This is a genomic window from Aminobacter sp. P9b, from assembly GCF_045345995.1.
GTDB lineage: Bacteria > Pseudomonadota > Alphaproteobacteria > Rhizobiales > Rhizobiaceae > Aminobacter > Aminobacter niigataensis.
Genome location: NZ_CP150082.1, coordinates 118,168 through 142,894, shown reverse-complemented (window position 1 = coordinate 142,894; position 24,727 = coordinate 118,168). Strand labels below are relative to the sequence as shown.

The following is a 24,727-nucleotide window of genomic DNA, read 5'->3' as shown; positions in this document are numbered from 1 at the left end:
CATGTCGATACGCCGGCGAAAGGGACGCCATGACACCCGACGAGCAGACTCCATTTCCGGACGGTTCGACAACTGCCCTGCTTGAACGGCTCGGCACGCGCTCGATCGTCTTTGTCGGTCTGATGGGCGCGGGCAAGACCGCCATCGGCCGCAAGGTCTCCCAGGTGCTCGGTCTCCGCTTCATCGACAGCGACCACGAGATCGAAAGCGTGTCGCGGATGACGATCCCCGAGCTGTTCGAACGCTACGGCGAAGCCGAGTTTCGCGCGCTCGAGCAGCGCGTCATCGGCCGGGTGCTGGAAAGCGGCCCGCAGGTGCTGTCGACCGGCGGCGGCGCCTTCATGAATGCGCAGACGCGTTCGGCCATTGCCGCGCACGGCGTCTCGGTCTGGCTCAAGGCCGATCTCGACCTGCTGATGGAGCGCGTTTCCAAGAAGCAGAACCGGCCACTGCTGCAGAACGCCGACCCACGCGCCGTGCTGGCCAAGCTGATGGACGAGCGCTACCCGGTCTATGCACTTGCCGATCTCGCAGTGGCGACGCGCGACGACCGCAAGGAAGCGATCGCCAGCGAGGTCATCGAAGCGCTTTGCAACCATCTCGGCGTGCCCGGCAGCATACACGTATCGGAAGTCTCGGAGGATCACGAATGACAGGCACCGTCACAGTCGAAGTCGGGCTTGGCGACCGCGCCTATGACATCCTGATCGGCCCGGGCCTGATTGCGCGTGGCGCGGAGCTGATCCAGAAACGCTTGCCAAAGGCGCGCACGGCCATCGTCACTGACGAAAACGTCGCCGCTGCCCATCTCGGGCCGTTGGTCGAAAGCCTCACCGCTGCCGGCAATCCGCCTGCCGTGATCAAGCTCCCAGCGGGCGAAAAGACGAAAAGCTTCGATTCGCTGGAAACCGTGGTCGACCAGATCATCGCCGCCCGCCTCGAACGCGGCGACGCGGTGATCGCGCTCGGCGGCGGCGTCATCGGCGATCTCACCGGTTTCGCGGCCGGCATCGTCCGCCGCGGCATGAATTTCGTTCAGATGCCGACCTCGCTTCTGGCACAGGTCGATTCGTCGGTCGGCGGCAAGACGGGCATCAACAGCCCGCGCGGCAAGAACCTGATCGGCGTCTTCCATCAGCCGAAGCTGGTGCTGGCCGACACGGCGGCCCTCGACACGCTGCCGCTGCGCGAATTCCGCGCCGGTTATGCCGAAGTCGCCAAATACGGCCTGATCGACAGGCCGGACTTCTTCGCCTGGTTGGAAAGCAACTGGCAGGAGGTCTTCTCCGGCGGCCCGGCTCGCATCGAGGCCATCGCCCAATCCTGCCGCGCCAAGGCCGATGTCGTCGCCCGCGACGAGTTCGAGACCGGCGACCGTGCACTGCTCAATCTGGGCCACACCTTCGGCCACGCGCTCGAAGCCGCGACCGCCTATGACGGCGCGCGGCTCGTCCATGGCGAGGGCGTCGCCATCGGCATGGCGCTGGCGCATCGCTTCTCGGCCCGCCTCAACCTGGCGAGCCCGGACGATGCGGCGCGCGTCGAGGCACATCTTCGCGACGTCGGCCTGCCTTGGCGCATGGCCGACATTCCGGGCAGCCTGCCCGACGCCGATGCGCTGTTCAACTTCATCACTCAGGACAAGAAGGTGTCGCGCGGCGCGTTGACCTTCATCCTGACGCGCGGAATCGGCCAGTCCTTTATCGCCAAGGACGTGCCGGCTTCGGAGGTCGTGTCCTTCCTCAAGGAGAATCACCCGGGATGAGCGAAGCAGGCTGGATCGCCGCGGCAGTTCTCGGGGGGCTGATGCTTGCCGCCCTGGTATTCCGCGACCGCCTGTTGGCATCCCTCGGCTACGAGTTGATTGCATTGTCGCCGCAGCGTTCCGCCCATGACGAGCTGCGCGGCGCCGTCGACGAATTCCACCGCGACGGCCAGGTGGTGAAGCAGGACCGCGACCAGGTCGGTGGCCTGCTCGACCTGCACGAACTCGAAGTCTCCGACGTCATGGTCCATAGAACGGCCATGCGGTCGGTCAATGCCGACATCGCATCCGAGGCGCTGGTGCGCGAGATCCTGCAGAGCCCATATACGCGGATGCCGCTGTGGCGCGGCTCGCTCGACAACATCGTCGGCGTCGTTCACGCCAAGGATCTGCTGCGTGCCCTGAACGACGTCGAGGGCGACTACAGCAGGGTCGACGTGCCGAAAGTCGCCTCGAAGCCCTGGTTCGTGCCCGACACGACGACACTTCAGGAGCAACTCAACGCCTTTTTGCGCCGAAAGGCGCATTTCGCCATCGTCGTCGACGAATATGGCGAGGTCGAAGGGCTGGTGACGCTCGAAGACATCATCGAGGAGATCGTCGGCGAGATCGCCGACGAGCACGACATCGACGTCCAGGGCGTCAAGCAGGAGGCCGACGGCTCCGTTGTGGTCGACGGCACCGTGCCGATTCGCGACCTCAACCGTGCGTTGGACTGGCACCTGCCCGACGACGAGGCGACGACGATCGCCGGGCTTGTCATTCACGAGACCCAGTCGATCCCCGAGGAAAAGCAGGCATTTACCTTCCACGGCAAGCGCTTCATCGTCATGAAGCGCGACAAGAACCGGCTGGCGCGGATCAGGATCAGGCCGGCAGTGGTGGAGCCGCAGCCGGCGACGCAAACGCCTCGCTGACCATAGTCATTGACCATAGTCATTTCTGTACTATCTTGAAGGTGTGCAGGAGGTACGTTGATGGTTGTCCGCGTGTCAAAATCTCAGTTCAAGGCAAAGGCGCTGGAGTTGTTTCGTGAAATCGAAGCGACCGGCGAGCCACTGATCGTCACTGATCACGGTGAGCCGAAGCTTGAAATCCGACGACTTGACCGAAAACACCGCAATCCGCTCGATCTTCTGAAGGGGTCGGTGCAGCGCTATGACAATCCTTTTGAACCAGTTGGCGTGGCGGACTGGGACGCCCTGAAATGATCGTCCTGGACACTCACGCCCTCGTCTGGTGGGCTGGCAGCGATGCATCCAGGCTGTCTGCCGCGGCGCGGCAAGCCATTGAAAGGGCATTGAACGACCATGAAGGCGTAGTGGCCTCGGCGATTTCCGCATGGGAGATCGCCATGCTGGTTTCAAAAGGCAAACTCGAACTGTCCATGGATGTGTCGCACTGGCTGGATATCGTCAGTGAAATTGAAGGTTTTCGCTTCATCCCCGTCGACAACAGGGTAGCGGTGAACAGCGTCATGTTGCCTGGTGAATTCCACGCGGATCCGGCCGATCGGATGATCGTGGCGCTGGCGCGTGAACTTGCTGCCCCGCTGGTTACCGCGGATAGCAAGATAACGCGCTACCCGCATGTCGTAACCGTCTGGTAATCCTACCAGCGCGTCTGTTCGCCCGGTGCCGCCGGCTCGATCGCCAGCGCATGCAGGCCGGCCTTGAGTTCGGCGGAGAGCGCCTCGTTGACCGCGCGGTGGCGGTCGATGCGGTTCATGCCGGCGAAGCCGGGTGCGACGATGCGGATGCGGAAGTGAGTCTCGCCGGAACCGTCGAACACCGCTTCATGGCCGCCATCGACATGGTGATGGCCGGCGTGCAGGTGGCTTTCGTTGAGGACGACGAGCCGTTCCGGCGAAAATGCCTTGTTCAGCTTGTCTTCGATGGTCGCCTGTATGGACATCGGTTTCGCCTTTCACCACATGTGTCGCTGCGGCATTCGCGCCATCGGGCGCAATTGAGCCGCAAATCAGGCGTTAGGGCCAACATCCTCGAAATGTCAATTCTTGTTTCGCCGCGCCAAGAGGCGGTAAATACCATTAGATGAAGCCGTATCCGAAATATTTCGACAAGATCCGCGTCCGGCCCGATCCGGAAGCGGAGGTGAAGTCGCGCGCCCCGGCCTGCCAGTGGGACGGCTGCAAGCAGCCCGGCACGCACAAGGCGCCGGTCGGCCGCATGAAGGAAGGCGAGTATTTCCAGTTCTGCTTCGACCACGTGCGCGAGTACAACAAGGGCTTCAATTATTTCTCCGGCCTCGCCGACGGTGAGATCGCGCGCTTCCAGAAGGAGGCGATGACGGGCCACAGGCCGACCTGGACCATGGGTTCCAACAGTGCGGCGCGTTCGGCGCCCGACTTCGCCCAGCAGCGCTCGGGCCGCGCCGGCTACCACAACCGCATGCGCGATCCGCACAACATGTTCGGCACTGCCGGCGCGCCGCGACAGCGCAAGGCCAAGCCCCTCGAGGCCAAGGCGCTGGAGACGCTTGGGCTGGATTCGAAAGCGACTGGCGCCGACATCAAGGCGCGCTACAAGGAACTGGTGAAACGCCACCATCCCGACGCCAATGGCGGCGATCGGGGTTCGGAGGACCGCTTCAGGGATGTGCTCCAGGCATATCGCGTGCTCAAGCAAGCGGGATTGTGTTGAGCCAGCCGCGGCCGCGGCCTTTTTCCAACTTTCATCTGGTCGGAAAAGGCTTTAAGACCGCCCCCGAAGAAATTTTCGATTGCCGGCGTAGCTGAGGCTTCGCGCGTGGAGACGCTATGAACAAGGTCGATCGCGACATCACCAATCTGCCGGACACGACAGTGTCGGTGAAAGACACTTTCGGCTTCGATTCGAAGATGGTCGTGCCGGCCTATTCGGCGTCGTCGGAGCATGTGCCGGACATCGATCCGGACTATCTGTTCGACAAGGCGACGACGATGGCGATCCTCGCCGGCTTTGCCTACAACCGCCGCGTCATGGTGTCGGGCTATCACGGCACCGGCAAGTCGACCCACATCGAGCAGGTCGCAGCCCGCCTCAACTGGCCGATGGTCCGCGTCAACCTCGACAGTCATGTCAGCCGTATCGACCTCGTCGGCAAGGACGCCATCGTCGTCAAGGAAGGCATGCAGGTCACCGAGTTCAAGGACGGCATCCTGCCTTGGGCCTACCAGCACAATGTCGCGCTGTGCTTCGACGAGTACGATGCCGGGCGTCCTGACGTGATGTTCGTCATCCAGCGCGTGCTCGAATCGTCGGGCCGCCTGACCCTGCTCGACCAGAGCCGCGTCATCCGTCCGCACCCCGCCTTCCGCCTGTTCGCCACCGCCAACACGGTTGGCCTCGGCGACACGACCGGCCTCTATCACGGCACGCAGCAGATCAACCAGGCACAGATGGACCGCTGGTCGATCGTGACGACGCTGAACTACCTGCCGCACGACAACGAAGTGAACATCGTCATTGCCAAGGCAAAGCATTACCGTGACGCCAAGGGCAAGGAGATCGTCAACAAGATGGTCCGCGTTGCCGACATGACGCGTTCGGCTTTCATCAACGGCGACCTGTCGACCGTGATGAGCCCGCGTACCGTCATCACCTGGGCCGAGAACGCCGAGATTTTCGGCGATGTCGGCATGGCGTTCCGGCTGACCTTCCTCAACAAGTGCGACGAACTCGAACGCTCCGTCGTTGCCGAGTTCTACCAGCGCGCCTTCGGCGAGGACCTGCCCGAATCAGCCGCCAACGTCGTGCTGGGATAAGAACAGGCTCAGATGGCGGGGCCGGGCGACAACACGCGCAACAAATCGAAGACGGGCTCGGAGGCTGACAGCTTCAAGCGTGCCGTGACCGTCTCCATGCGCGCCATTTCGGGCGACAACGAGCTCGAAGTGGCATTCGCCAAGGAGCGGCCGGCACTCGCCGGCAATCGCGCCCGCCTGCCGGAACTGCCCAAGAAGGCTTCGGCCAGCGACATTGCCGTCACCCGCGGACTCGGCGATTCCATGGCGCTCAAGCGCGCCTGCCACGACACCCGCATCCACGCCCGTCTTGCGCCCGAGGGCAAGCAGGCCCGCGCTGTCTTCGACGCCGTCGAACAGGCCCGCGTCGAGGCGATCGGCAGCCGTGCCATGGCCGGCGTTGCCCAGAACATCACCTCGATGCTCGAGGACAAATACGCCAAGGCCAATCTGGCCGAGGTCACCGAACAGTCCGAAGCGCCGCTCGAGGAAGCCTTGGCGCTGATGGTGCGCGAGAAGCTGACCGGCCAGCCCGTTCCCAAGAGCGGCGAGCGCATGGTCGAGCTCTGGCGCCCATGGGTCGAGGACAAGGCCGGCGGGGATTTCGAGGGGCTGCTCGGCAGCCTGGAAGACCAGCAGGCCTTCGCCCGGATGGTCCGCCACATGCTCGCTTCGCTGGAGATGGCCGAGGAGTACGGCGACGACCAGGAAACCGAGGACAACGAGGACCAGGACAACGATCAGCCTCAAGGCGAAGAGCAGAGCGAGGACGGCGGCGAGGACGATTCCGGCGCCGACCAATCGCAGTCCGATGAGGCCGAATCCTCTGCCGAAGAGGAGCCGTCGGGCGAGATGGAGGCGTCCGACGCCACATCCGACGACATGTCCGACGACGACGATGTCGATTCGGAGACGCCGGGCGAGGCGCGCCGCCAGGACAATCCCTTCGCCAACTTGCCGAGGGAGATCGACTACAAGGTCTTCACCAACGCCTTCGACGAGACGGTGGGTGCCGAAGAGCTATGCGACGAGGACGAACTCGATCGTCTGCGCGCCTTCCTCGACAAGCAGCTCGCCAATCTGTCGGGCGTTGTCGGCCGTCTGGCCAACCGCCTGCAGCGCCGCCTGATGGCGCAGCAGAACCGTTCCTGGGACTTCGACCTGGAAGAGGGCTACCTCGATCCGGCACGGCTCGTGCGCGTCGTCATAGACCCGATGCAGCCGCTGTCGTTCAAGCAGGAGCGCGATACCAAGTTCCGCGACACCGTCGTCACGCTGGTGCTCGACAATTCCGGCTCGATGCGCGGCCGGCCGATCACGGTTGCCGCAACCTGCGCCGACATCCTGGCGCGCACGCTGGAACGCTGCGGCGTCTCGGTGGAGATTCTCGGCTTCACCACGCGTGCGTGGAAGGGTGGGCAGGCGCGCGAGAAGTGGCTGAAGGACGGCAAGCCGCCAAATCCCGGCCGTCTCAACGATCTGCGCCACATCATCTACAAGAGCGCCGACGCGCCCTGGCGGCGTTCACGGCGCAATCTCGGCCTGATGATGCGCGAGGGCCTGCTCAAGGAAAACATCGACGGCGAAGCGCTGCTGTGGGCGCACCAGCGCCTGATCGCGCGGCCCGAACAGCGCAAGATCCTGATGATGATCTCGGACGGCGCCCCGGTCGACGACTCGACGCTGTCGGTCAACCCCGGCAACTATCTCGAGCGCCACCTGCGCGCGGTCATCGACCTGATCGAGACCCGCTCGCCGGTCGAGCTTCTGGCCATCGGCATCGGCCATGACGTCACGCGCTACTATCGTCGTGCCGTCACCATCGTCGATGCCGAGGAACTGGCGGGTGCCATGACCGAGCAGCTTGCCTCGCTGTTTGGCGAAGAGAGCGCCCGCGAGAACCGCCGCGGCGGCTTCCGGCGCGCCGGATGATCCTGTCCGCGGCCCGCCTGCGGCACATTGCTTACGCTGCTGTGGCGGCGCTTGCCCTTTGCACGTCGCTCACCGCCTCATCGCGGGCCGAGCAACCCGCCATCGAACGCATCGAGATTTCCGCGCGCCCGATCGCCCGGTTCCAGATCGGCCTCGACGAGAAGATGTTCGGCCCGCTGGAGTTCGTCGGCGGCCTCGAACTGACCTCGTCTTCGCGCAATCTCGGCGCGCTGTCGGCGTTCCGCTTCCTCAAGCCGGGAAGCGACTTCATCGGCGTCGCCGACACCGGTTTCTGGTTCTTCGGCCGGATTTCCCGCGACGCCGCCTTGCGGCCTGCGGGCGTCGAGAATTTCAGCATGGTCCAGATGGTCGACGCCTCGGGCAATGCCATCGAAAAGAAGTGGATGGCCGACGCCGAGGGGCTTGCCGTCAGGGACGGCATCGCCACCGTCGGCTTCGAGCGTACCCACCGCATCGCCCAGTTCCGCATCGACCCCGCCAACATGAAGCCGGCGTTTCGCGAACTCGACTTCCTGGTACCGCGCAACGAACTGCGCCAGAACCGCGGCTTCGAGACCGTGGCCTATTCCGCCGAGAAGGGCGGGTTGGTGGTGGTGTCGGAAACGAGCCTCGATCCGGCCGGCAACATCTTTGCCGCCATCATCGAGGGACCACAGAAGGGCATCTTCACCGTCAAGCGCGACGGCGAGTTCGACATCACCGATGGTGCCTTCCTGCCCGGCGGCGACCTGTTGCTGCTGGAGCGCAGCTTCTCGATGGCCTCAGGGGTCAAGATGCGGCTCAGGCGCATCGCTTCCGCCAGCATTGCCAAGGGCCAGGTTGCCGACGGCCAGGTGCTGCTGGAAGCCAACATGGGCTACCAGATCGACAATATGGAAGGACTCGACGTCTGGCAGCGCAGCGACGGCGCGCTGATGGTGTCGCTGATCTCCGACGACAACCACTCGATCCTGCAGCGCAATCTCTACCTGGAATTCATCCTGCACGGCGATTGATCGGCGAATTTTCGCTATGGTCGATGTTTGCGATGCAGGAGCCGGCCATGTCGTCCGATGCCACCAGCCTCATTGACCGCTACTGCGCGGTCTGGAACGAACCCGACCCGGTGCGGCGCAAGGCGTCGCTCGAAGCTGTCTGGGCCGAGGGGGCGACATACACCGACCCGCGTGCCGACGCTGTCGGCGCAGACGAACTGCTGGCCCATATCGCAAACATTAGGGCTGGCCGCCCCGGCGCGGTGATCGTCCGTACGAGCGCCGTCGACCTTCACCACGGCATCGCACGTTTCGGATGGCGTGTCGTCGAGGCTGACGGCACACCGCTGCCCGAAGGGATCGATGTCGCCTTCCTGACGCCAGACGGTGAGCGTATCGAGCGTATCGTCGGCTTTTTCGGGCCGATGATACCGATCTGATGTCGGTCGCTGGAGAAAGAGGGAGCCGCATCTGCCCAGGCCCGCGCTCCCGCTGAACCCCACGCGAAATGCAAAAAAAAGCGAGGGGTCCCCCAACCCCTCGCTGCCCATAATTCTTGGCCTCCGGAGCATCCTCTCCGTGAGGCGACCGGCGGATCAGGCCGCCAGGTGCGCGGTGCCTGCCTGGGCGTAGTTGTGGCCGAAGCGGTTGGCCAGGAAAGCGTCGAGTGCGATGTCTTCCTGGCGGATGAAGCCCTGTTGCGGCAGTGCGCCGGAAGCGAGCATGTCGAGCACCGAGCATATGCCTGAAGCGGTGGTAATCTGGATGGCGCTTCGCGTCACCTTGCCCATCTGGCGGCTGTAGATCTTGTTGGCATAGCTTTCCTGCAGCAGGCGACCGCCCTTGCGGCCGCTGACGGTGACGAAAATCACCACCACGTCCTGCATGGTTGCCGGCAGCGAGTTCTCCAGGATGTCCTTGAGCACGTCGCGGCGGTGGCGCAGGCCGAGGTCGTTGAGCAGCGCCTTCATGATCGCGGCGTGGCCGGGATAGCGGATGGTGCGGTAGTTCAGCGTGCGCACCTTGCCCTTGTAGGTCTCGCACAGCGTGCCGAGACCGCCCGAAGTGTTGAACGCCTCGTAGGTGATGCCGTCGAGCGAGAATTCTTCACGTTCTTCCAGCGGCGGCACTTCGACGAGCGAGCCTTCAACGATCGCCTCGCAGGGCTCGCAATACTCGTTGATGACGCCGTCGGTGCTCCAGGTCAGGTTGTAGTTGAGCGCATTCGACGGGTACTGCGGCAGGGCGCCGACGCGCATACGCACGCTTTCCAGCGTGTCGAAGCGCTTGGCAAGGTCGTTGGCGACGATGGAGATGAAGCCCGGCGCCAGACCGCATTGCGGGATGAAGGCGCTCTTGGCGGTGACGGCCAGTTCCCTGACGATGCGGGTCGAGGCGACGTCCTCGGTCAGGTCGAGATAGTGCACGCCGGCCTTGGCGGCGGCCTCGGCGATGCGTGTGGTGAGGTGGAAGGGGGCCGCCGAAAGCACGGCGAACTTGCCGGCCAGAACGGCGTCGAGCGCGCCGGCTTCCGAGATCTCGACCTTCAGCGTCTCGACGGGGTTGCCGGTTTCGAGCGAATCGAGGGCCGCCTGCGAGCGGTCGACCACGGTCACCTTGTAATCGCCCGTTTCAGCCAGCATGTCGGCGATGGTCGAGCCGATCTTGCCTGCGCCTACGACAACGATCTGTTTCATGGTCATGTCCCCTGCAAATGGATTTCGCGCGGATTCTATGCCTGCCTGCTGTCGAAAGGCAGTATCGATATTGCCGAAAAGCCGATATGATTTGAGCTATTCGCCGAAGAGATTTGTTGAAATGACGAACGATGCCGATCGCGCCCTGATTGCCCTGCTGCGCGAAAATGCCCGCGCCTCGACCGCCGAACTGGCACGCAAGCTCGGGGTGTCGCGGACGACGGTGCAAAGCCGCATCGAGCGGCTGGAACAGCGCGGGGTGATATCGGGCTACAGCGTCAAGCTGTCGGCGGACTACGAGAAGAATCTCGTCCGCGCCCACATATTGGTGACGGCTTTACCCAAGGTCTCGGCTGCGGTCGAGGCGGTGCTGCGGCGCATCCCCGAGGTCAGGACGCTGCACTCGGTCAGCGGCAACTTCGACATGATCGTGGTGGTGGAGGCCCCGTCGGTGCAGGATCTCGATACGCTGATCGACCGCATCGGTGCGCTCGACGGCGTCGAACGCACACTGTCGTCGATCATCCTGTCGACGCGAATCGACAGATAGGGCTGTCTAGTTGGCGGCCAGCGCAGGTTGGCTCCAGCGCGTGGCGATCAGCCGGTAGGGGATCAGCGCGAAGACGGCGATCAACAGCTTCACGATCAGGTCGCCAAGCGCCCAGGAAACCCAGCGAGGGGCTTCGGAGGCCATGATGCCGAACAGCGGTGCCGGCTCGATCGCGAAGGCGTCCTCGGGGCCGAGGAAGGCGAAGGCTGCGGCGAAGGCGACGCCGAAGAAGATCGCCGTGTCGAACACCGAGCCGACCAGCGTGCCGAAGATCGGTGCGCGCCACCAGCTCTGCCGGCGCAGCCAGTTGAACACGGTGACGTCGAGCAGCTGAGCGGTCAGGAAGGCGGTGCCGGAGGCCACCGCGATGCGGGCCAGGCGATCGGCGGCAGTGTCGAACGGAATGAGTCCGTAACGGAACAGGACCGGCGGAATGACGATCGAGCAGATCACCGCGATCATGAAACCGACGAAGACAATCCGCCGCGCCAGCTTCGGCCCGTAGCGGCGATTGGCGAGGTCGGTGACCAGGAACGAGAAGGGATAGGTGAAGGCGCCCCAGGTCAGGATGTCGGCAAGCGCGAGCGATCCGACCTGTCCCTGCATCGGGAACTGGACGAGAATGTTGGAGGCGACGACGACAAGCGCCATGGCCGCCACGAAAGGCAGATATTTTGAACCGGAGTTCATTTTTTTATCCTGGGTAATGGAACCAGCGGTACGGGCGTCGCCCGGGCGGATTTGGTCGGAGCCTCTATCGTCCTTGCGGCGCGCAGAGGCTCCAGGCGGTCGTCCCCCGCCTTGATTCGTCGATTAGGCTGCAGCCTGCTCGGCGGTCTTCTTGGCGATCTGCTTCTTGAGCAGGCGCGCGCGCTGCGACAGCTCTTCGGCGTCAGCCTTGATCAGGAAGGCGTCGAGGCCACCGCGATGCTCGACCGAACGCAGGGCGTTGGCCGAAATGCGCAGGCGCACGTTCTGGTTCAGCGTCTCGGAGATGAGCGTGACGTTGACCAGGTTCGGCAGGAAGCGACGACGGGTCTTGTTGTTGGCGTGGCTCACATTGTTGCCGGTCATGACGGCTTTGCCGGTGAGTTCGCAAGCGCGGGACATGTTACTTACCTTCAGTTCTGGCGGACCAAGCGACGATAACGCACCGATTAAGGATGGCGCGCGGTCTCAGTCAGGCGGCCTCATGGAAAAAGTTGGCGTTCCATAGGTGTATTTGGCTGACGCGTCAAGCGTCCCGGTGGTTTCGGGGCGTTGTCCCCAACTCCACAGAATGGCCGGAATTGGTTCTATAACCGATTGCAAGGGACACGAACAGCCGGAAGTCAGCTTCCGCTGACGATGAGGTGTTCCCTACAATGCCGCGCCTTTCGCCTATCCTGCTTGCTTTCGCTCTCGCCATGCTGCCCTCGCAATCGCCGGCGGCGGCCAAATCCTTCAGCGGCGACTATTCGCTGTCCTTCCTCGGCATTCCGGTTGCCAAGGCCACCTTCGACAGCCGCTACGATGGCGATTCCTACGAGGTGACGGGCAAGGTCTCCAGCGCCGGACTTGCTGCATTCTTCGACGACACCCGCGGCACGATCTCGTCGCGCGGCAGCTTTGGCGAAGGCCGCACCCGCCCGCGCGCTTTCCGTGCCGACTATGTCTCGGGCAAGGTCAACTCGCTCGTCGATGTCCGCTTCTCCGACGATCAAGTCAGCCGCAGCGAGGTCGTGCCGCCGCCCAGGAAACGCGGCAAGACCTGGATACCGCTCGGAGCGGGCGACCTTCGCGCCGTTGCCGATCCGATTGCCGCAACGATCATCCGTGCCCCCGGCCTCGACAAGGTCTGCGGCCGGACGGTCAAGATGTACGATGGTGAGTTGCGTGCCGACCTCAGGCTGACCGAGGTTTCGCGCAAGAAGATGTCGGTCAAGGGTTTCTCCGGCGACACGGTCACCTGCCGCATGGGTTTCCAGCCGGTCTCGGGCTACCGCACCGACAAGAAGGCGCTGACCTTCCTGCGTGACCGCAGCCGCATCATGGTGACGTTTGCGCCGCTCGGCGAAACCGGGGTATATGCGCCCATCTACGCCACCGTCAGCACGGAGATCGGCACGATCACGGTGAAGGCACGGCGGTTCGAAGCGACCGATTAGACCGGGAGGGGTAAGTGGGGCGCGCGACTTTGATCGGATTTTCGGCAGTCGCCATGTGGGCACTGCTGGCGCTGCTGACCGACGCTTCGGGCTCGGTGCCGCCGTTCCTGCTTTCGGCCATCACCTTTGCCATCGGCACCTGCGTCGGCCTCGTGGCCCGACTGTTCATGGCCAAGCCTGAGAAGGCCGAGAGAATCCCGCCGCAGGTCTGGGTGATCGGCATTGCCGGGCTGTTTGGCTACCATTTCTTCTACTTCACGGCGCTGCGCAACGCGCCGGCGGTCGAGGCCAGCCTGATCGCTTATCTCTGGCCGCTGTTCATCGTGCTGGGCTCGGCCCTGATGCCAGGCGAGCGGTTGCGCTGGAACCACATTGCGGGCGCGCTGCTCGGCCTTGCCGGCACCTTCCTGATCGTCACCAAGGGCGGCGGGCTCGCCTTCGACGCGCAATACAGCTTCGGCTACGCCATGGCTTTCGCCTGCGCCTTCCTGTGGTCGGGCTATTCGCTGCTGTCGCGCCGCTTCCCCTCGGTGCCGACGACAATCGTCACCTGGTTCTGTCTGGCAACGTCGGTGCTGTCGCTTGTCTGCCATCTGGCGCTGGAAGAGACCGTGCTGCCGGCTAATGCCGGCCAGTGGCTTGCAGTGCTCGGCCTTGGCCTGATGCCGGTCGGTGCGGCCTTCTATGCCTGGGATATCGGCGTCAAGCGTGGCAACATCCAAGTACTGGGGGCGGCGAGCTATGCCGCGCCGCTGCTATCGACGCTGGTGCTGATCGCAGCCGGCTTCGCCGAGCCAAGCTTGCGCATCCTGGCGGCTTGCGTGCTCATCACCGGCGGTGCGGTGCTGGCAGCCAAATCGCTGATCTTCGGCGGGCGCAAGGGGACGGCAGCAGACGGGGTAGGGGCTTAGTCCGGCTTGGGCTCCCAGCCGGGTTCGGCCAGTTCGAACTGGGCGAAATCGAAGCCGGGCGAGACCGTGCAGCCGACCAGCGTCCAGTCGCCGAGGCAACGCGCGGTCTGCCACCAGCCCGCAGGCACGACGCATTGCGGGCGTTCTCCTGCCGCAATGTTGGTGCCGAGCGTCTGGGCGACGGTTCCGCCGCCCTCCCGATGCAGCCTGAGCTCGATCGGTGCGCCGGCATGATAGTGCCATATCTCGGCGGCGTCCTTGACCCGGTGCCAGTGCGAGACGTCGCCATTTTCCAGCAGGAAGTAGATTGCCGTCGAGTGGCCGCGCGCACCATGCGGCCCGCCCTCGGGATTGTCGCGAAAGGTCTCGACATACCATCCGCCCTCGGGATGGCGGCGCATGCCGAGCAGCGCGATGATCTCGGCGGCCAGCATCGCTCAGAAATTGTCCTTGCGCTTGCGGATCTCGGCAAACACATCGACATCCGAGGCCTTTTCCATGCCGAGATGTTTGCGCACGCCAGGATCGGCCCAGCGCAGGAAGGGGTTGGTGGCCAGTTCTTCACCGATGGTCGTCGGCAGCGTCGGCTTGCCGTCGGTCCGCAGCGCCTCGATCTTTTCGGCGCGGGCCCGCAACGCAGCATTGTCCGGGTCGATGGTCAGGGCGAAGCGGGCATTGGACAGCGTGTACTCATGCCCGCAATAGACCACGGTCTCAGCGGGCAGGGCGGCGAGCTTCTTCAGTGATTCGAACATGACCGGCGCCGGGCGCTCGAACAGCCGGCCGCAGCCGAGCGCAAACAGCGTGTCGGCCGTGAAGGCGATCTTCGACTTCGGCAGGTGGTAGCAGACATGGCCGGCGGTGTGGCCGGGCGTCTCGATGACCTCGATAGTCTCGTTGCCGAAGGGAATCACCGAACCTTGCTCGACCGTATCGTCGATGCCGGGAATCTTGTCGCGCTCGGCCTCGGGGCCGACGATACGCAGCTTGTAGCGCTGCTTGAGCGCCAGATTGGCTTCGACATGGTCTGCGTGATGATGGGTCGTCAGGATCATCGACGGCGTCCAGCCGCTGTGTTCGATCGCCGAAAGGATCGGTGCCTCCTCCGGCGCGTCGACGATCGCCGTCTCGCCGCTCTCAGGGTCGTGCAACAGCGCCCCGAAATTATCGGTGCGGCACATGAAAAGTCTGATCTCGACCGGCATCGCAAAACTCCACTTCTGGCGGGAACGATAGGGCGCGCGTCAGGCGCTGTCACCCCAATTGGGGCGGGGTCGTTGAAGTCGGCCGTGCGCACGTCTACGTTCCGGTGATGAATTCCGACATCGTCGACCTTCGCTCGTTCTACTCGACACCGCTCGGCCGCCTGGCCGAGCAGTCGATCACCATGGGGTTGTCGTCGGTGTGGGCAGGCCTGCCCAACGAACGGCTGGTCGGGCTCGGCTACACGCTGCCCTGGCTCGACCGCTTCGGCAGCGATGCCGAGCGGGTCTTCGCCTTCATGCCGGCAACGCAGGGCGCGGTCGTCTGGCCGGCGAATGGTCCGTCGTCGACGGCGCTTGTCTTCGACGAGGAACTGCCGCTTGTCGATTCCTCGATCGACCGGGTGCTGCTCGTCCATTCGCTCGAACATGCCGAGAGCCCGCGCGAGACGCTGAAGGAGATCTGGCGCGTGCTGTCGCCGGCCGGGCGCATCGTCATCGTCGTGCCCAACCGGCGCGGTGTCTGGGCCCGTTTCGAGCACACGCCGTTCGGGACCGGCCGGCCGTTCTCCTCCGGTCAGCTCAACGAGCTTCTGCGCGAAGCCAATTTCACCGTGTCGGCGTGGTCGGACGCGCTGCATTTCCCGCCGTCGCGGCGCAAGTGGATGATGAAGTTCGACCACTTGTTCGAACGCGCCGGTCGTCGCCTGTGGCCGATCTTCTCAGGCGTCATCGTGGTCGAGGCGCAAAAGCGCGTCTACCAGGGCATCCCGGTGGCGCAGCGCGCCTCGCGCCGCGTGTTCATGCCGGTGCTGTCGCCCAGCGGCGCCACGCGCGGCTTTCCTGCCTTGCGGCGCGGCGACGAGCGTGGCGGCTGAGCTTCACCTCACGAAGGGGTGAAGCCGGGGCACTTCCATTCCGGCGCCATTGCCGCGACACTCCAGCGGCCGACAGGGGTGTCCGTCGATGCTGGAAGCGCTGGCGATCGTCTTGTGCCTGGGCTGCGAATTGCCCAAGCCCCTGGCCGTGCCTGTGGCGGGCTTGTCTGTCGATGTCGAGCTGGTGCTGGCCGTCGACGTGTCGCGCTCGATGGACCTGGAGGAGTTCACGCTCCAGCGTGCCGGCTATGTCGAAGCGTTGCGCCATCCCGATTTCGTCGATGCGGTTCTGTCCGGCCAGAACGGCCGTGTCGCCATCACCTATTTCGAATGGGCCGGCACCGTCCGCGAGGAGTCGGTCGTACCCTGGGAGGTCATCGACAGTGCTGCGAGTGCTGCCGCATTCGCGGCCAAACTGGAGGCGCGGCCGTTCAGCGGCTTTCGCGGCACCTCGATCTCTGGCGCCGTCACCTATGGCGCGGCCCTGTTCGACCGCAACGCCGCCGAGGGCTTTCGCCGCGTCATCGACATTTCGGGCGACGGGCCGAACAATTTCGGCTCACCGGTGGTCCGGGCCCGCGACGCCGCGGTGGCGCAGGGCATCGTCATCAACGGCCTGCCGATCCTGATCCGGCCGTCGCGCACGGCCGCCGAGCTCGATCGCTATTATGCCGAATGCGTCACAGGCGGACCGGGCTCGTTCGTCTTGCCGATCCGTGCCGCGGCGGAGTTCGCGATGGCCATCCGGCGCAAGCTGGTGCTCGAGGTCAGCGGCAATACCGACCTGTCGCCGGTCGTCAGGATCGATGCGGCCGCTCCGGTCGACTGCATGGCCGGCGAGCGCGACCGGCGGATCTATTCCGATCCCTATTTTCCCCAACTCGACCGGTAGGTTATCCCTCCTGATTTAGGGGGTGCATCTTAAAATAGTACGGTTTGCTTCCTAGATGACGCGGGACAGACCTGCCTTTCGACAACAACAGGGAATGCCCTCCTGACCGACGTCATCCACCAGAAACGCGCCGTGCAACATTCCAAGGGCAAGCGCGCGATGCTGATCGTCAATCCGCGCGCCCGCCGCGGCGGCGGCTCCATAGATGCTGCCCGTCAGGTGCTTGTCGATGCCGGCATCGACATCGAGGAAATGACGACCAGCAAGGATGAGAACGCCTCCGAGCTGATTTCGCGCCATGCCGACCATTTCGACATGGCGATCGTCGGCGGCGGCGACGGCACGTTGAACAATGCGGCCTCCGGCCTTGCCTATTGCGGCCTGGCGCTCGGCGTGCTGCCGCTGGGCACTGCCAACGATTTCGCCCGTACTATGGGCATCCCGACCGATCCGGTGAAGGCTGCCGAAGTCATCGCCGCCGGTCATGAGACGACGGTCGATCTCGGCGAGGTCAATGGCCATCTGTTCTTCAACGTTGCCAGTATTGGCTTCAGTGCCGAACTGGCGGGCGAACTCACCGAGCACGCCAAGAAGCGCTGGGGCACGCTCGGCTACGGCATCGTCGCGGCGCGGCTGTTGATGCGCTCGCGGCTGTTCACTGCCTATGTCGACCATGACGACACGACCGAAGAAATCCACACCATGCAGGTCTCGGTCGGCAATGGCCGCCATTATGGTGGCGGCATGACGGTCGAGGAGACCGCGACGGCCGACGATGGCTGGCTCGATCTCTACAGCCTCGAGGTCGACCACTGGTGGCGGTTGCTGCGCCTGCTGCCCAGCCTGCGCAAGGGCACCCAAGGCCAGTGGGACGACGTCCGCGCCTTCAAGACCACCGAGGTGACCATCCGCACCAAGCGGCCGCGTCCGGTCAACACCGACGGCGAACTGGTCACCTGGACCCCGGCGCATTTCCGCATCCGGCCGAAGTCGGTTCGCGTGTTCGCGCCGAAGGGATAAGGCCGGGCGCCAACAGGGCCCGGCCCTTGAGCGTCAGATTGCCGACGTCTCGGCCTTCGTCACGTCAGCCGACTTGCCGGCCCCGAACAGCGCGAAGCTGATCGCCGCAAGGACCCACACTCCGATGCCGCCATAAAGCATCACCCAGCCGAAGCCATTGACCAGTGCGGCGTGGACGACATCGGCCGGCACTTCAAGCGCGCCTTGCGCGCCCTCGAGCGAAGGCGTCGCGCCGCCGGCGGCGATACGCTCGGCAAGCATCCTCAACTGGCCGGTGTCGTCAACTGCGGGCAGGGCGCTTCTCAGCCCCGAGAGGATGCCCTCGACCAGCACGAAGCCCATCACGGCAATGTTGACGGCGAGCGCGATCAGCCTTGCGCTGGTGTCTATGCCCGAGGCCATGCCGGCGCGGCTGGCCGGCACCGAGCCGGTGGTCATGTTGGTGGCGGGGGTCGTCGTCAGGCCGAGGCCGATGCCGGCAATCAACGCGCCGGGCAGCACGGCCAGGCCGCTTGCGCCGTCGATGCGGCTGCCCACCCACATGCCGATGAAGCCGAGGCCGATGGTGAACAGGCCGAGCGGGATGACGGTGCGGGCGCTGGTGCGCAGGAGCAGATACTGGGCCACCGGCGGCATCACTAGGAAGGGCACGGTGTAGGCGAGCAGTGCCAGTCCGGTCGCGGTGCTGTCGTAGCCAAGGCCGACGGTGAAGTAGATCGGCAGATAGACCATGAACGGCCAGTAGCTGAAGTTCATGCCGATGCAACCGACGATGGCGCCGGAGAAATCGCGGATTCTGAACACCGAGAAATCGAACATCGGATGGGGATGCAGCCGCTCGACAGCGACAAAGGCGACCAGGCCTACCAGCGTTGCGGCTGCGATACCGATGGCGGTCGGGCTCAGGAAGCCAAGATCGGCGCTCTGGGTGATGTAGAAGGTGAGGCCGAGGACCGTGGCGCTCAGCGTGGCGATGCCGAGCAGGTCGAGCTTCTTGGCCCGCGGGTCGCGCGATTCTTCCACGCCGCTGAAGGTCAGCCCCAGGCACAGCAGCGCCAGCGGCGCGTGGACCAGGAAGACCCACTGCCAGGTCGACAGGGCGACGATCATGCCGCCGATGATCGGTCCGAAGCCCAGGCCGATACCGGCGATCACGCCCCAGATGGCGAAGGCATTGCCGCGCGCCTTGGCATCGTCGAACTGGTTGGAGAGGATGGCGATCGAGCAGATGAACATCGCTCCGCCAGCCATGCCCTGCAGGAACCGGCTAATGATCAGCACTTCGGTGTTGGGTGCAATGCCGCACATCAGCGACGTCACGCCGAAGGCAATGACGGTAATGGCAAAGACAAGCCGGCGCCCGAAGCGGTCGGCAAGCGTGCCGGTGGCCATCAGCACCGTCGTGCAGGCGATGGTGTAGGCATTCATGATCCACTGCATGTCCTTGAAGTCGGCCTGCAGCACATGTTCGAGCGTCGGCAGGATCACCGGCACGCTGGAAATTTCGAGGCCGAACATCAGCGAGGCCAGGCAGACTGCACCGAGCGCTATGTAGTTTCTGCTTGCTTGGTTCATCTGGCACCTCTGCTGCAGGCAGGTGCGATGGGCACTGCCATACTGTTGCTTTGAGCGTTCCAGATAAGCGACGCTTGAACATATAAAAATGCTATGCAATCCTATTTCAGTGATAACAAAATGGAATATATGAGATGCTGTGGCTGGATGCTGAAGCGGTGCGGAACTTCGTCATGGTGGCGGAACTGCAGAGTTTCACGCGCGCCGCCGACGCTTTGGGTTCGACGCAGGCGGCCGTCAGCGTCAAGCTGAAGCGGCTGGAGGAGCGGGTCGGCCGCAAGCTGATCGAACGCACGCCGCGCCGCGTTAGGCTCTCGGCCGAAGGCGCTCTGTTCATCGATTCCGCGCGCGCGTTTCTTGTCGCGCATGACAATGCAGTCGCCGGCCTTTCCTGCGGCACGCGCCACTTCGCGCTCGGCATTGCCGGGCATGTCGCCGGGCCGGAGGTGACGACGCTGCTGGCACGGCTCAACCAGCATGACCCGGCGCTGACGATCGAGGTTCAGGTCGACAATTCGAGCAACCTGCTCGATGCCTTCGATCGCGGCAAGCTGGATGCGGCGATCGTCAGGCGCGAGGACGACCGCCGCGATGGCGAGGTTTTGGGGCCCGAGCATTTCGGCTGGTTCGCCACTCCGGACTTCCATCATCGCCAGGGCGAGCCGATCCGGCTGGCGACGCTGTCGCGAGCTTGCGGCGTGCGCGACGTGGCCACGCGCACGCTCGACGATGCCGGTATCCCGTGGGTCGAGGTGTTCGTCGGTGGCGGCTCATCGCTGGTGACGGCAGGTGTCGCAGCAGGGCTTGCGACGTCCGTTTTCCCGAGCAGGCTGGCGCCGCCCGGCACCGTCGAGATCAGCCGCAAGTTCGGCCTGCCGGCGGTGCCGTCGTCGGAGATCGTGCTGCACACCACGCTGACCGACCGCCGGTCGCGCGAGGCGTTGCGCATCCTCGCCTGCGCCTTCCGCGAACACCGGGCATCGGCGGAATAGGGTGCCAGGCCCCGCCCGGATGCCAAGCGCGGCCATGTTGCGATCGGCTACCGACCCTTGCCGATGCTTTCCATGTCGTACTCGGTGGTCTGGTAGACCCGGTTGATCCAGTTGCCGAACAGCAAATGGGCATGCGAGCGCCAGCGGTTGAGCGGCCGGCGCTGCGGGTCGTCGTCGGGGTAATATTCGTGCGGCACCGCGATCTCGACACCGGCGGCCACGTCGCGGTCGTACTCTTCCTTGAGCGAGGTCGAGTCGTATTCGATGTGGTTGAACATGTAGAGCCGGTTGCCGGCTTCTTCGGCCAGCAGGCTCGGGCCCGTCTCTTCCGATTCCATCAGCAGTTCCAGGCCGGAGCCCTCGGGAATGTCTTGGGCACGGACCTCCGTCCAGCGCGACACCGGAATGGCGAAATCGTCCGAGAAGCCGGCGAGATAGGGGGAAGCGGGGGCGTTGTTGTTGTGCCGGAAGACGCCGAAGGCCTTCTGCTCCAGCGTGTGCTTCGGAACGCGGTGAAAATGCCATGCGGCCGCCATCGCTCCCCAGCAGATGAAGAACGGCGAGTGCACGTTGGTCGTCGTCCAGTCCATGATCTGCTTGAGTTCGTCCCAGTAGGTCACGTCCTCGAAGGGCAGCAGCTCCACCGGCGCGCCGGTGATGATGAAACCGTCAAACTTGCGGTCCTTCACCTCTTCCCAGGTCTGGTAGAAGGCAATGAGATGGTCCTCGGAGGTGTTCTTGGCCTTGTGTGTGCCGATACGCACCAGCGTCAACTCCACCTGCAGCGGGCTGGCACCGATCAGCCGCGCGATCTGGGTCTCCGTCCGAACCTTGTTGGGCATCAGGTTGAGCAGGCCGATCTGCAGCGGACGGATGTCCTGGCGGAGCGCTGTCTGCTCGTCCATGACGGAGACGCCCTCTTTCACCAGTACTTCGCGGGCGGGGAGTTGATCCGGGATCTTGATCGGCACTGTTGCGAACTCCAAAAAACAAAAACCGGCATTGCTGTCGCAAAGCCGGTTTACGGATCGCAAACGGCCCTTTAGCGACTTGTTTAACGTGGCTGCAAGCCGACCGGCCAAATCACCACGGGTCTATGCCCTGCTATTACGCCTGGGCGCGGATTGCGTCAACCGCGACCCAATGGTCCAGCCAGGACCGCCGTTTCCTTCGGTTTTCCTCGACATTGGCGGCCCCGGGGGGTATTTCCGCTGCGGCCTCCATCCGGAGGCGCCAATCCAGGATTTTCGACATGACCAAGGCACCTGAGCAGATTCGCCCCGAACCCCGCGCCGGCATCATGGACATCGCAGCCTATGTCCCCGGCAAGAGCGCAGCTCCCGCAGGCGTCACCAAGGTCCATAAGCTCTCGTCGAACGAAAATCCGCTCGGCGCCTCGCCCCATGCCATCGAGGCGGTGAAGAAACTCGCCGACAAGATGGAGTATTATCCCGACGGGTCGTCGTCACGCCTGAGGCAGGCGATTGCGGCGACCCATGGGCTCAACCCGGCCAATATCCTGTGCTCCAACGGCTCCGACGAGGTGCTCGGCCTGCTGTCGCAGAGCTACCTGTCGCCGGGCGACGAGGCGGTCTACACCGAGCACGGCTTCATGGTCTACAAGATCTACATCCAGGCCGCCGGCGCCACGCCGGTCGTCGCCAAGGAAGACGCCGAGAAGGCCAGCGTCGACACCATCATTGCCGCGCTGACGCCGAAGACCAGGATCGTCTTCCTGGCCAACCCCAATAACCCCACCGGCACCTACGTGCCGTTCGAGGAGGTCCGTCGCCTGCACGCGGCGCTGCCGAAGAACGTGCTTCTGGTGCTCGACGCCGCCTATGCCGAGTATGTCCGCCGCAACGACTACGAGGCGGGGGTCGAACTGGTCGCGGCCAACGAGAACGTGGTGATGACGCGCACCTTCTCCAAGATCCATGGCCTCGGCGGCATGCGCATCGGCTGGGTCTACGCGCCGTCGCACGTCATCGACGTGCTGGAGCGCATGCGCGGACCGTTCAACGTCAACGCGGCGGCCATCGAGGCCGGAGTGGCGGCGATGGAAGACCGCGCCCATGTCGAGCGCACCATCGCCCACAACGCCCAGTGGGCTGAGTGGCTGGTGCAGGAATTCGAGAAGCTCGGCCTGCGCGTTACACCTTCGGTCGGCAACTTCCTGCTGGTTCACTTCCCGGACGATGCCAGGCATTCGGCAGCAGTTGCCGATGAGTATCTCAGCGCGCGCGGGTATATCCTGCGCAGGGTCGCCGGCTACGGCTTCCCCAATGCGCTGCGGATGACCATCGGCACCGAAGAGGCCAATCGCGGCGTCATTGCCGCACTCACCGAATTCCTGAAAAGTTGAAAAATGTCCAAACCCCTGTTTGACAAGATCGCCCTCGTCGGCATCGGCCTGATCGGATCCTCGCTGGCCCGCGTCATCCGCCGCGAAGGCATTGCCCGCCACATCGCCATTTCGACCCGTAGCGCGTCAACCCTGGCGCGGGCCGAGGAACTCGGCCTCGGCGACAGCTACTCGACCGACGCCCAGGAAGCGGTGAAGGATGCCGACCTCGTCATCGTTTCGGTGCCGGTCGGCTCCTCCGGTGCCGTGACCGCCGAGATAGCGCCGGCGCTGAAGCCCGGCGCCATCCTCACCGACGTCGGCTCGACCAAGGCCTCCGTCATCGCGCAGATGGCCCCGTACGTGCCCGAGGACGTGCACTTCATCCCCGGCCACCCGCTGGCCGGTACCGAGAAGTCGGGACCCGACGCCGGCTTCGCCGACCTGTTCGAGAACCGCTGGTGCATCTTCACGCCGCTGCCGGATACCGATCCCGTGGCGCTCGAAAAGCTGTCGGAGTTCTGGCGCCGCTGCGGCTCCAACATCGACACGATGGACCCCGAGCATCACGACATGACGCTCGCCATCGTTTCGCACCTGCCGCACATCATCGCCTACAACATCGTCGGTACCGCCGACGACCTGGAGTCGGTGACCAAGTCGGAAGTCATCAAGTATTCGGCTTCGGGTTTCCGCGACTTCACCCGTCTCGCCGCCTCCGACCCGACGATGTGGCGCGACGTTTGCCTGCACAACAAGGACGCGATCCTGGAAATGCTGGCGCGCTTCTCCGAGGACCTCGCCTCGCTGCAGCGGGCGATCCGCTGGGGCGACGGCGACAAGCTGTTCGAGATGTTCACCCGCACCCGCGCCATCCGCCGGTCGATCATCGACGCCGGCCAGGAGGTCGACGTGCCGAACTTCGGCCGCGAGGCGATCGAACATCCGGTCAAGAACTAGGGAATAGCGGATAGGGAGTAGTGAGTAGCGAATAGTGACAGGCATCTGCCGCACGGGCTGACATCGTCGCTATTCGCTCACCTCACTCCACCGCCGGCACCATGCCCAGCGGAATGAACCCCAGCGTCGCCTTGCCCTTGACGATCTTGAGCGGCAGGGTCGGTGCGTCGCCGAGAATTGCGAGGCCCGAGAAGGCGGTCTCGAACTGTTGGCGCTGTTCCGGCACGATCTCCGAAAGGATGCGCGACAGCTCGCGCGGGTTGCGGATCGTCACCTTGAGGTCGGCGTCCAACAGCCCGTCTTCAGCGATCGACCATGGCCCGCTGATCGCAGCACCCGCGTTGCCGCCGGTCGACAGCGTCATCGAACGGATCGTGCCTGCCTGGCCACGCAGGCTTCTCGCTTTGTCTGCAAGCAGCTCCACGCCGTTCTTGAGCGAGGTGTCGGCGCTGCCGTCCAGCGGCGGCAACTGACGTCCATGCGTTGCCTTGGGGTCGATCGCCAACCCGGTGAAGGTGCCGGCAATGTCGATATCGGGGCCGTTCGGGCGCAGATGCAACTGGGTGTCCTCGGCGGTGAACAGCGGCATCGGCGTGCCGTCGCTGAAGGATGCCTGGCCGACGAGCTTGCGCGTCTCGATCGACAGCCGTTCGGGCAGCGGCTGGGCGATGCGAGCGCTGGCATGCAATAGTTCCCAGTCGAACTGGAGTTGCGGCAGGTCCGGCGCCGTCAGGCGCAGCGGCCCGTCGATTTCGAGCACCGTGCGCATCGGCTGGTAGACCTGGGCCGCGGTGCGCAGGCTGCCGGCGCTCACCGAAACCCGCCGCGTCGCGTCCTCGAATTCCAGCCTGTCGCAGAACAGGCCGATCCGGAACGGGAAGCCCTTGATCTCGGGCTTGGCGCAGGTGGCGGATACGCCGTCGCGGTTGATTTCGGCGATACGCTGGACCACTTCCTGCTGCGCCCGCCCGGCAAACCAGAACCAGCCGGCGCTGTAGCCGCCGAACAGCACGATGATGAACAGCGCCAGCCACAGGAAGCGGCGGCTTGAGTTCGGTTTCCGGTCCTGGCTTGACGTCATGCTAAGGCTCTCGCTAACGCGGTTCGACCGCGAACCACCAA

28 protein-coding genes and 1 riboswitch are annotated in these 24,727 nt (G+C 64.4%); of the genes, 19 read left to right on the top strand and 9 right to left on the bottom strand.

The features are described from left to right. Positions 1-29 precede the first annotated feature (29 nt). The 5 genes from WHT83_RS00715 to WHT83_RS00695 are packed head-to-tail and all read left to right on the top strand — an operon-like array spanning position 30 to position 3,374. Positions 30-653: a shikimate kinase gene (locus WHT83_RS00715; protein ID WP_183262488.1), complete on the top strand. Its 624-nt coding sequence runs from the start codon at positions 30-32 to the stop codon at positions 651-653. After that, a complete protein-coding gene (gene aroB, locus WHT83_RS00710; protein WP_318763650.1) occupies positions 650-1,765 on the top strand; it encodes a 3-dehydroquinate synthase in 1,116 nt (371 codons plus the stop codon). Before WHT83_RS00715 ends, aroB begins: the two co-directional genes overlap by 4 nt. Continuing rightward, on the top strand, positions 1,762-2,682 hold the full coding sequence (locus WHT83_RS00705; protein ID WP_406872687.1) for an HlyC/CorC family transporter: 921 nt from the start codon (positions 1,762-1,764) through the stop codon (positions 2,680-2,682). Before aroB ends, WHT83_RS00705 begins: the two co-directional genes overlap by 4 nt. A 60-nt stretch (positions 2,683-2,742) precedes the next feature. Continuing rightward, the gene (locus WHT83_RS00700) at positions 2,743-2,976 is read left to right on the top strand and encodes a type II toxin-antitoxin system Phd/YefM family antitoxin (RefSeq protein WP_108606805.1); all 234 of its coding nucleotides are present in this window, start codon (positions 2,743-2,745) and stop codon (positions 2,974-2,976) included. Continuing rightward, the gene (locus WHT83_RS00695; RefSeq protein ID WP_406872686.1) at positions 2,973-3,374 is read left to right on the top strand and encodes a type II toxin-antitoxin system VapC family toxin; all 402 of its coding nucleotides are present in this window, start codon (positions 2,973-2,975) and stop codon (positions 3,372-3,374) included. The genes WHT83_RS00700 and WHT83_RS00695 overlap by 4 nt, the downstream gene beginning before the upstream one ends. Before the next feature lie 2 nt (positions 3,375-3,376). Here the strand turns inward: WHT83_RS00695 and WHT83_RS00690 are convergent, their stop codons facing one another. Next, positions 3,377-3,679, bottom strand: a complete 303-nt coding sequence (locus tag WHT83_RS00690) for a BolA family transcriptional regulator (RefSeq protein WP_108606807.1) — start codon at positions 3,677-3,679, stop codon at positions 3,377-3,379. Positions 3,680-3,819: 140 nt separating this feature from the next. On the opposite strand from WHT83_RS00690, the gene WHT83_RS00685 reads away from it, so the two are divergent. From WHT83_RS00685 to WHT83_RS00665, 5 genes are all read left to right on the top strand, one after another. After that, positions 3,820-4,428 carry a J domain-containing protein gene (locus WHT83_RS00685; RefSeq protein WP_108606808.1) on the top strand — a complete coding sequence of 203 codons (609 nt, stop codon included), beginning with the start codon at positions 3,820-3,822 and terminating at the stop codon, positions 4,426-4,428. A gap of 116 nt (positions 4,429-4,544) precedes the next feature. After that, positions 4,545-5,531, top strand: a complete 987-nt coding sequence (gene cobS / locus WHT83_RS00680) for a cobaltochelatase subunit CobS (RefSeq protein WP_067957584.1) — start codon at positions 4,545-4,547, stop codon at positions 5,529-5,531. A gap of 12 nt (positions 5,532-5,543) precedes the next feature. Further along, the gene (gene cobT, locus WHT83_RS00675; protein ID WP_406872685.1) at positions 5,544-7,442 is read left to right on the top strand and encodes a cobaltochelatase subunit CobT; all 1,899 of its coding nucleotides are present in this window, start codon (positions 5,544-5,546) and stop codon (positions 7,440-7,442) included. After that, the gene (locus WHT83_RS00670; protein ID WP_406872684.1) at positions 7,439-8,458 is read left to right on the top strand and encodes an esterase-like activity of phytase family protein; all 1,020 of its coding nucleotides are present in this window, start codon (positions 7,439-7,441) and stop codon (positions 8,456-8,458) included. The genes cobT and WHT83_RS00670 overlap by 4 nt, the downstream gene beginning before the upstream one ends. Before the next feature lie 47 nt (positions 8,459-8,505). After that, positions 8,506-8,877: a nuclear transport factor 2 family protein gene (locus tag WHT83_RS00665; RefSeq protein ID WP_406872683.1), complete on the top strand. Its 372-nt coding sequence runs from the start codon at positions 8,506-8,508 to the stop codon at positions 8,875-8,877. A 156-nt stretch (positions 8,878-9,033) separates the two neighbouring features. Here WHT83_RS00665 and WHT83_RS00660 read toward each other — a convergent pair whose 3' ends face one another. Further along, on the bottom strand, positions 9,034-10,140 hold the full coding sequence (locus WHT83_RS00660; RefSeq protein WP_406872682.1) for a saccharopine dehydrogenase C-terminal domain-containing protein: 1,107 nt from the start codon (positions 10,138-10,140) through the stop codon (positions 9,034-9,036). Positions 10,141-10,255: 115 nt separating this feature from the next. Here WHT83_RS00660 and WHT83_RS00655 point away from each other — a divergent pair, with 115 nt between their 5' ends. Then, complete coding sequence (locus WHT83_RS00655; protein WP_318763656.1) at positions 10,256-10,684, top strand: Lrp/AsnC family transcriptional regulator; 429 nt, start codon at positions 10,256-10,258, stop codon at positions 10,682-10,684. Positions 10,685-10,690: 6 nt separating this feature from the next. Here WHT83_RS00655 and WHT83_RS00650 read toward each other — a convergent pair whose 3' ends face one another. Both WHT83_RS00650 and rpmB read right to left on the bottom strand, forming a co-directional pair. Beyond that, positions 10,691-11,374, bottom strand: coding sequence for a queuosine precursor transporter (locus WHT83_RS00650; RefSeq protein WP_406872681.1), 684 nt, complete (start codon positions 11,372-11,374; stop codon positions 10,691-10,693). Positions 11,375-11,497: 123 nt separating this feature from the next. Next, positions 11,498-11,794 (bottom strand): 50S ribosomal protein L28, encoded by a 297-nt coding sequence (gene rpmB, locus WHT83_RS00645; protein ID WP_108606815.1) that lies wholly within the window; start codon positions 11,792-11,794, stop codon positions 11,498-11,500. 254 nt (positions 11,795-12,048) lie between these two features. On the opposite strand from rpmB, the gene WHT83_RS00640 reads away from it, so the two are divergent. Together WHT83_RS00640 and WHT83_RS00635 are read left to right on the top strand one after the other, a co-directional pair. Then, positions 12,049-12,831, top strand: coding sequence for a DUF3108 domain-containing protein (locus tag WHT83_RS00640; RefSeq protein ID WP_406872680.1), 783 nt, complete (start codon positions 12,049-12,051; stop codon positions 12,829-12,831). A gap of 14 nt (positions 12,832-12,845) precedes the next feature. Beyond that, entirely contained in the window at positions 12,846-13,742 is an 897-nt protein-coding gene (locus WHT83_RS00635; protein ID WP_108606817.1) for a DMT family transporter, read from the top strand. Here the strand turns inward: WHT83_RS00635 and WHT83_RS00630 are convergent. Both WHT83_RS00630 and gloB read right to left on the bottom strand, forming a co-directional pair. Continuing rightward, on the bottom strand, positions 13,739-14,176 hold the full coding sequence (locus WHT83_RS00630; protein WP_406872679.1) for a cupin domain-containing protein: 438 nt from the start codon (positions 14,174-14,176) through the stop codon (positions 13,739-13,741). The genes WHT83_RS00635 and WHT83_RS00630 overlap by 4 nt on opposite strands. 3 nt (positions 14,177-14,179) lie before the next feature. Continuing rightward, positions 14,180-14,947: a hydroxyacylglutathione hydrolase gene (gene gloB, locus WHT83_RS00625; protein ID WP_406872678.1), complete on the bottom strand. Its 768-nt coding sequence runs from the start codon at positions 14,945-14,947 to the stop codon at positions 14,180-14,182. A 107-nt stretch (positions 14,948-15,054) separates the two neighbouring features. On the opposite strand from gloB, the gene WHT83_RS00620 reads away from it, so the two are divergent. From WHT83_RS00620 to WHT83_RS00610, 3 genes are all read left to right on the top strand, one after another. Then, the gene (locus WHT83_RS00620; protein WP_108606820.1) at positions 15,055-15,822 is read left to right on the top strand and encodes a methyltransferase domain-containing protein; all 768 of its coding nucleotides are present in this window, start codon (positions 15,055-15,057) and stop codon (positions 15,820-15,822) included. An 88-nt stretch (positions 15,823-15,910) separates the two neighbouring features. Then, positions 15,911-16,714, top strand: a complete 804-nt coding sequence (locus WHT83_RS00615; RefSeq protein WP_318763659.1) for a DUF1194 domain-containing protein — start codon at positions 15,911-15,913, stop codon at positions 16,712-16,714. A gap of 132 nt (positions 16,715-16,846) precedes the next feature. Further along, positions 16,847-17,734 carry a lipid kinase gene (locus WHT83_RS00610; RefSeq protein WP_108606822.1) on the top strand — a complete coding sequence of 296 codons (888 nt, stop codon included), beginning with the start codon at positions 16,847-16,849 and terminating at the stop codon, positions 17,732-17,734. A 33-nt stretch (positions 17,735-17,767) separates the two neighbouring features. On the opposite strand, the gene WHT83_RS00605 is transcribed toward WHT83_RS00610, so the two are convergent. Beyond that, positions 17,768-19,309, bottom strand: coding sequence for an MFS transporter (locus WHT83_RS00605; protein ID WP_406872677.1), 1,542 nt, complete (start codon positions 19,307-19,309; stop codon positions 17,768-17,770). 134 nt (positions 19,310-19,443) lie between these two features. On the opposite strand from WHT83_RS00605, the gene WHT83_RS00600 reads away from it, so the two are divergent. Continuing rightward, positions 19,444-20,301 carry a LysR family transcriptional regulator gene (locus WHT83_RS00600; protein WP_406872676.1) on the top strand — a complete coding sequence of 286 codons (858 nt, stop codon included), beginning with the start codon at positions 19,444-19,446 and terminating at the stop codon, positions 20,299-20,301. A gap of 47 nt (positions 20,302-20,348) precedes the next feature. On the opposite strand, the gene metA is transcribed toward WHT83_RS00600, so the two are convergent. Continuing rightward, positions 20,349-21,272, bottom strand: a complete 924-nt coding sequence (metA, locus tag WHT83_RS00595) for a homoserine O-succinyltransferase (protein WP_318763661.1) — start codon at positions 21,270-21,272, stop codon at positions 20,349-20,351. A gap of 51 nt (positions 21,273-21,323) precedes the next feature. Further along, positions 21,324-21,401, bottom strand: a riboswitch (SAM riboswitch). 152 nt (positions 21,402-21,553) lie between these two features. On the opposite strand from metA, the gene hisC reads away from it, so the two are divergent. Further along, complete coding sequence (gene hisC, locus WHT83_RS00590) at positions 21,554-22,666, top strand: histidinol-phosphate transaminase (RefSeq protein ID WP_406872675.1); 1,113 nt, start codon at positions 21,554-21,556, stop codon at positions 22,664-22,666. A gap of 3 nt (positions 22,667-22,669) precedes the next feature. Continuing rightward, positions 22,670-23,605 (top strand): prephenate/arogenate dehydrogenase family protein, encoded by a 936-nt coding sequence (locus WHT83_RS00585; RefSeq protein ID WP_406872674.1) that lies wholly within the window; start codon positions 22,670-22,672, stop codon positions 23,603-23,605. Between the two features lie 82 nt (positions 23,606-23,687). On the opposite strand, the gene WHT83_RS00580 is transcribed toward WHT83_RS00585, so the two are convergent. Further along, the gene (locus tag WHT83_RS00580; RefSeq protein WP_406872673.1) at positions 23,688-24,686 is read right to left on the bottom strand and encodes a DUF2125 domain-containing protein; all 999 of its coding nucleotides are present in this window, start codon (positions 24,684-24,686) and stop codon (positions 23,688-23,690) included. Positions 24,687-24,727: the final 41 nt, after the last annotated feature.

What these genes read in the sequence shown, in the direction of transcription:
- WHT83_RS00665 (WP_406872683.1), top strand. Translation starts at nt 8,506, where the DNA reads ATGTCGTCCGATGCCACCAGCCTCATTGACCGCTACTGCGCGGTCTGG.
- WHT83_RS00695 (WP_406872686.1), top strand. Translation starts at nt 2,973, where the DNA reads ATGATCGTCCTGGACACTCACGCCCTCGTCTGGTGGGCTGGCAGCGAT.
- WHT83_RS00600 (WP_406872676.1), top strand. Translation starts at nt 19,444, where the DNA reads ATGCTGTGGCTGGATGCTGAAGCGGTGCGGAACTTCGTCATGGTGGCG.
- rpmB (WP_108606815.1), bottom strand. Translation starts at nt 11,794, where the DNA reads ATGTCCCGCGCTTGCGAACTCACCGGCAAAGCCGTCATGACCGGCAAC.
- WHT83_RS00685 (WP_108606808.1), top strand. Translation starts at nt 3,820, where the DNA reads ATGAAGCCGTATCCGAAATATTTCGACAAGATCCGCGTCCGGCCCGAT.
- WHT83_RS00585 (WP_406872674.1), top strand. Translation starts at nt 22,670, where the DNA reads ATGTCCAAACCCCTGTTTGACAAGATCGCCCTCGTCGGCATCGGCCTG.
- WHT83_RS00660 (WP_406872682.1), bottom strand. Translation starts at nt 10,140, where the DNA reads ATGACCATGAAACAGATCGTTGTCGTAGGCGCAGGCAAGATCGGCTCG.
- cobT (WP_406872685.1), top strand. Translation starts at nt 5,544, where the DNA reads ATGGCGGGGCCGGGCGACAACACGCGCAACAAATCGAAGACGGGCTCG.
- WHT83_RS00700 (WP_108606805.1), top strand. Translation starts at nt 2,743, where the DNA reads ATGGTTGTCCGCGTGTCAAAATCTCAGTTCAAGGCAAAGGCGCTGGAG.
- WHT83_RS00630 (WP_406872679.1), bottom strand. Translation starts at nt 14,176, where the DNA reads ATGCTGGCCGCCGAGATCATCGCGCTGCTCGGCATGCGCCGCCATCCC.
- WHT83_RS00615 (WP_318763659.1), top strand. Translation starts at nt 15,911, where the DNA reads ATGCTGGAAGCGCTGGCGATCGTCTTGTGCCTGGGCTGCGAATTGCCC.
- aroB (WP_318763650.1), top strand. Translation starts at nt 650, where the DNA reads ATGACAGGCACCGTCACAGTCGAAGTCGGGCTTGGCGACCGCGCCTAT.
- gloB (WP_406872678.1), bottom strand. Translation starts at nt 14,947, where the DNA reads ATGCCGGTCGAGATCAGACTTTTCATGTGCCGCACCGATAATTTCGGG.
- WHT83_RS00670 (WP_406872684.1), top strand. Translation starts at nt 7,439, where the DNA reads ATGATCCTGTCCGCGGCCCGCCTGCGGCACATTGCTTACGCTGCTGTG.
- WHT83_RS00705 (WP_406872687.1), top strand. Translation starts at nt 1,762, where the DNA reads ATGAGCGAAGCAGGCTGGATCGCCGCGGCAGTTCTCGGGGGGCTGATG.
- cobS (WP_067957584.1), top strand. Translation starts at nt 4,545, where the DNA reads ATGAACAAGGTCGATCGCGACATCACCAATCTGCCGGACACGACAGTG.
- WHT83_RS00640 (WP_406872680.1), top strand. Translation starts at nt 12,049, where the DNA reads ATGCCGCGCCTTTCGCCTATCCTGCTTGCTTTCGCTCTCGCCATGCTG.
- WHT83_RS00690 (WP_108606807.1), bottom strand. Translation starts at nt 3,679, where the DNA reads ATGTCCATACAGGCGACCATCGAAGACAAGCTGAACAAGGCATTTTCG.
- hisC (WP_406872675.1), top strand. Translation starts at nt 21,554, where the DNA reads ATGACCAAGGCACCTGAGCAGATTCGCCCCGAACCCCGCGCCGGCATC.
- WHT83_RS00655 (WP_318763656.1), top strand. Translation starts at nt 10,256, where the DNA reads ATGACGAACGATGCCGATCGCGCCCTGATTGCCCTGCTGCGCGAAAAT.
- WHT83_RS00605 (WP_406872677.1), bottom strand. Translation starts at nt 19,309, where the DNA reads ATGAACCAAGCAAGCAGAAACTACATAGCGCTCGGTGCAGTCTGCCTG.
- WHT83_RS00620 (WP_108606820.1), top strand. Translation starts at nt 15,055, where the DNA reads ATGAATTCCGACATCGTCGACCTTCGCTCGTTCTACTCGACACCGCTC.
- WHT83_RS00580 (WP_406872673.1), bottom strand. Translation starts at nt 24,686, where the DNA reads ATGACGTCAAGCCAGGACCGGAAACCGAACTCAAGCCGCCGCTTCCTG.
- WHT83_RS00715 (WP_183262488.1), top strand. Translation starts at nt 30, where the DNA reads ATGACACCCGACGAGCAGACTCCATTTCCGGACGGTTCGACAACTGCC.
- WHT83_RS00650 (WP_406872681.1), bottom strand. Translation starts at nt 11,374, where the DNA reads ATGAACTCCGGTTCAAAATATCTGCCTTTCGTGGCGGCCATGGCGCTT.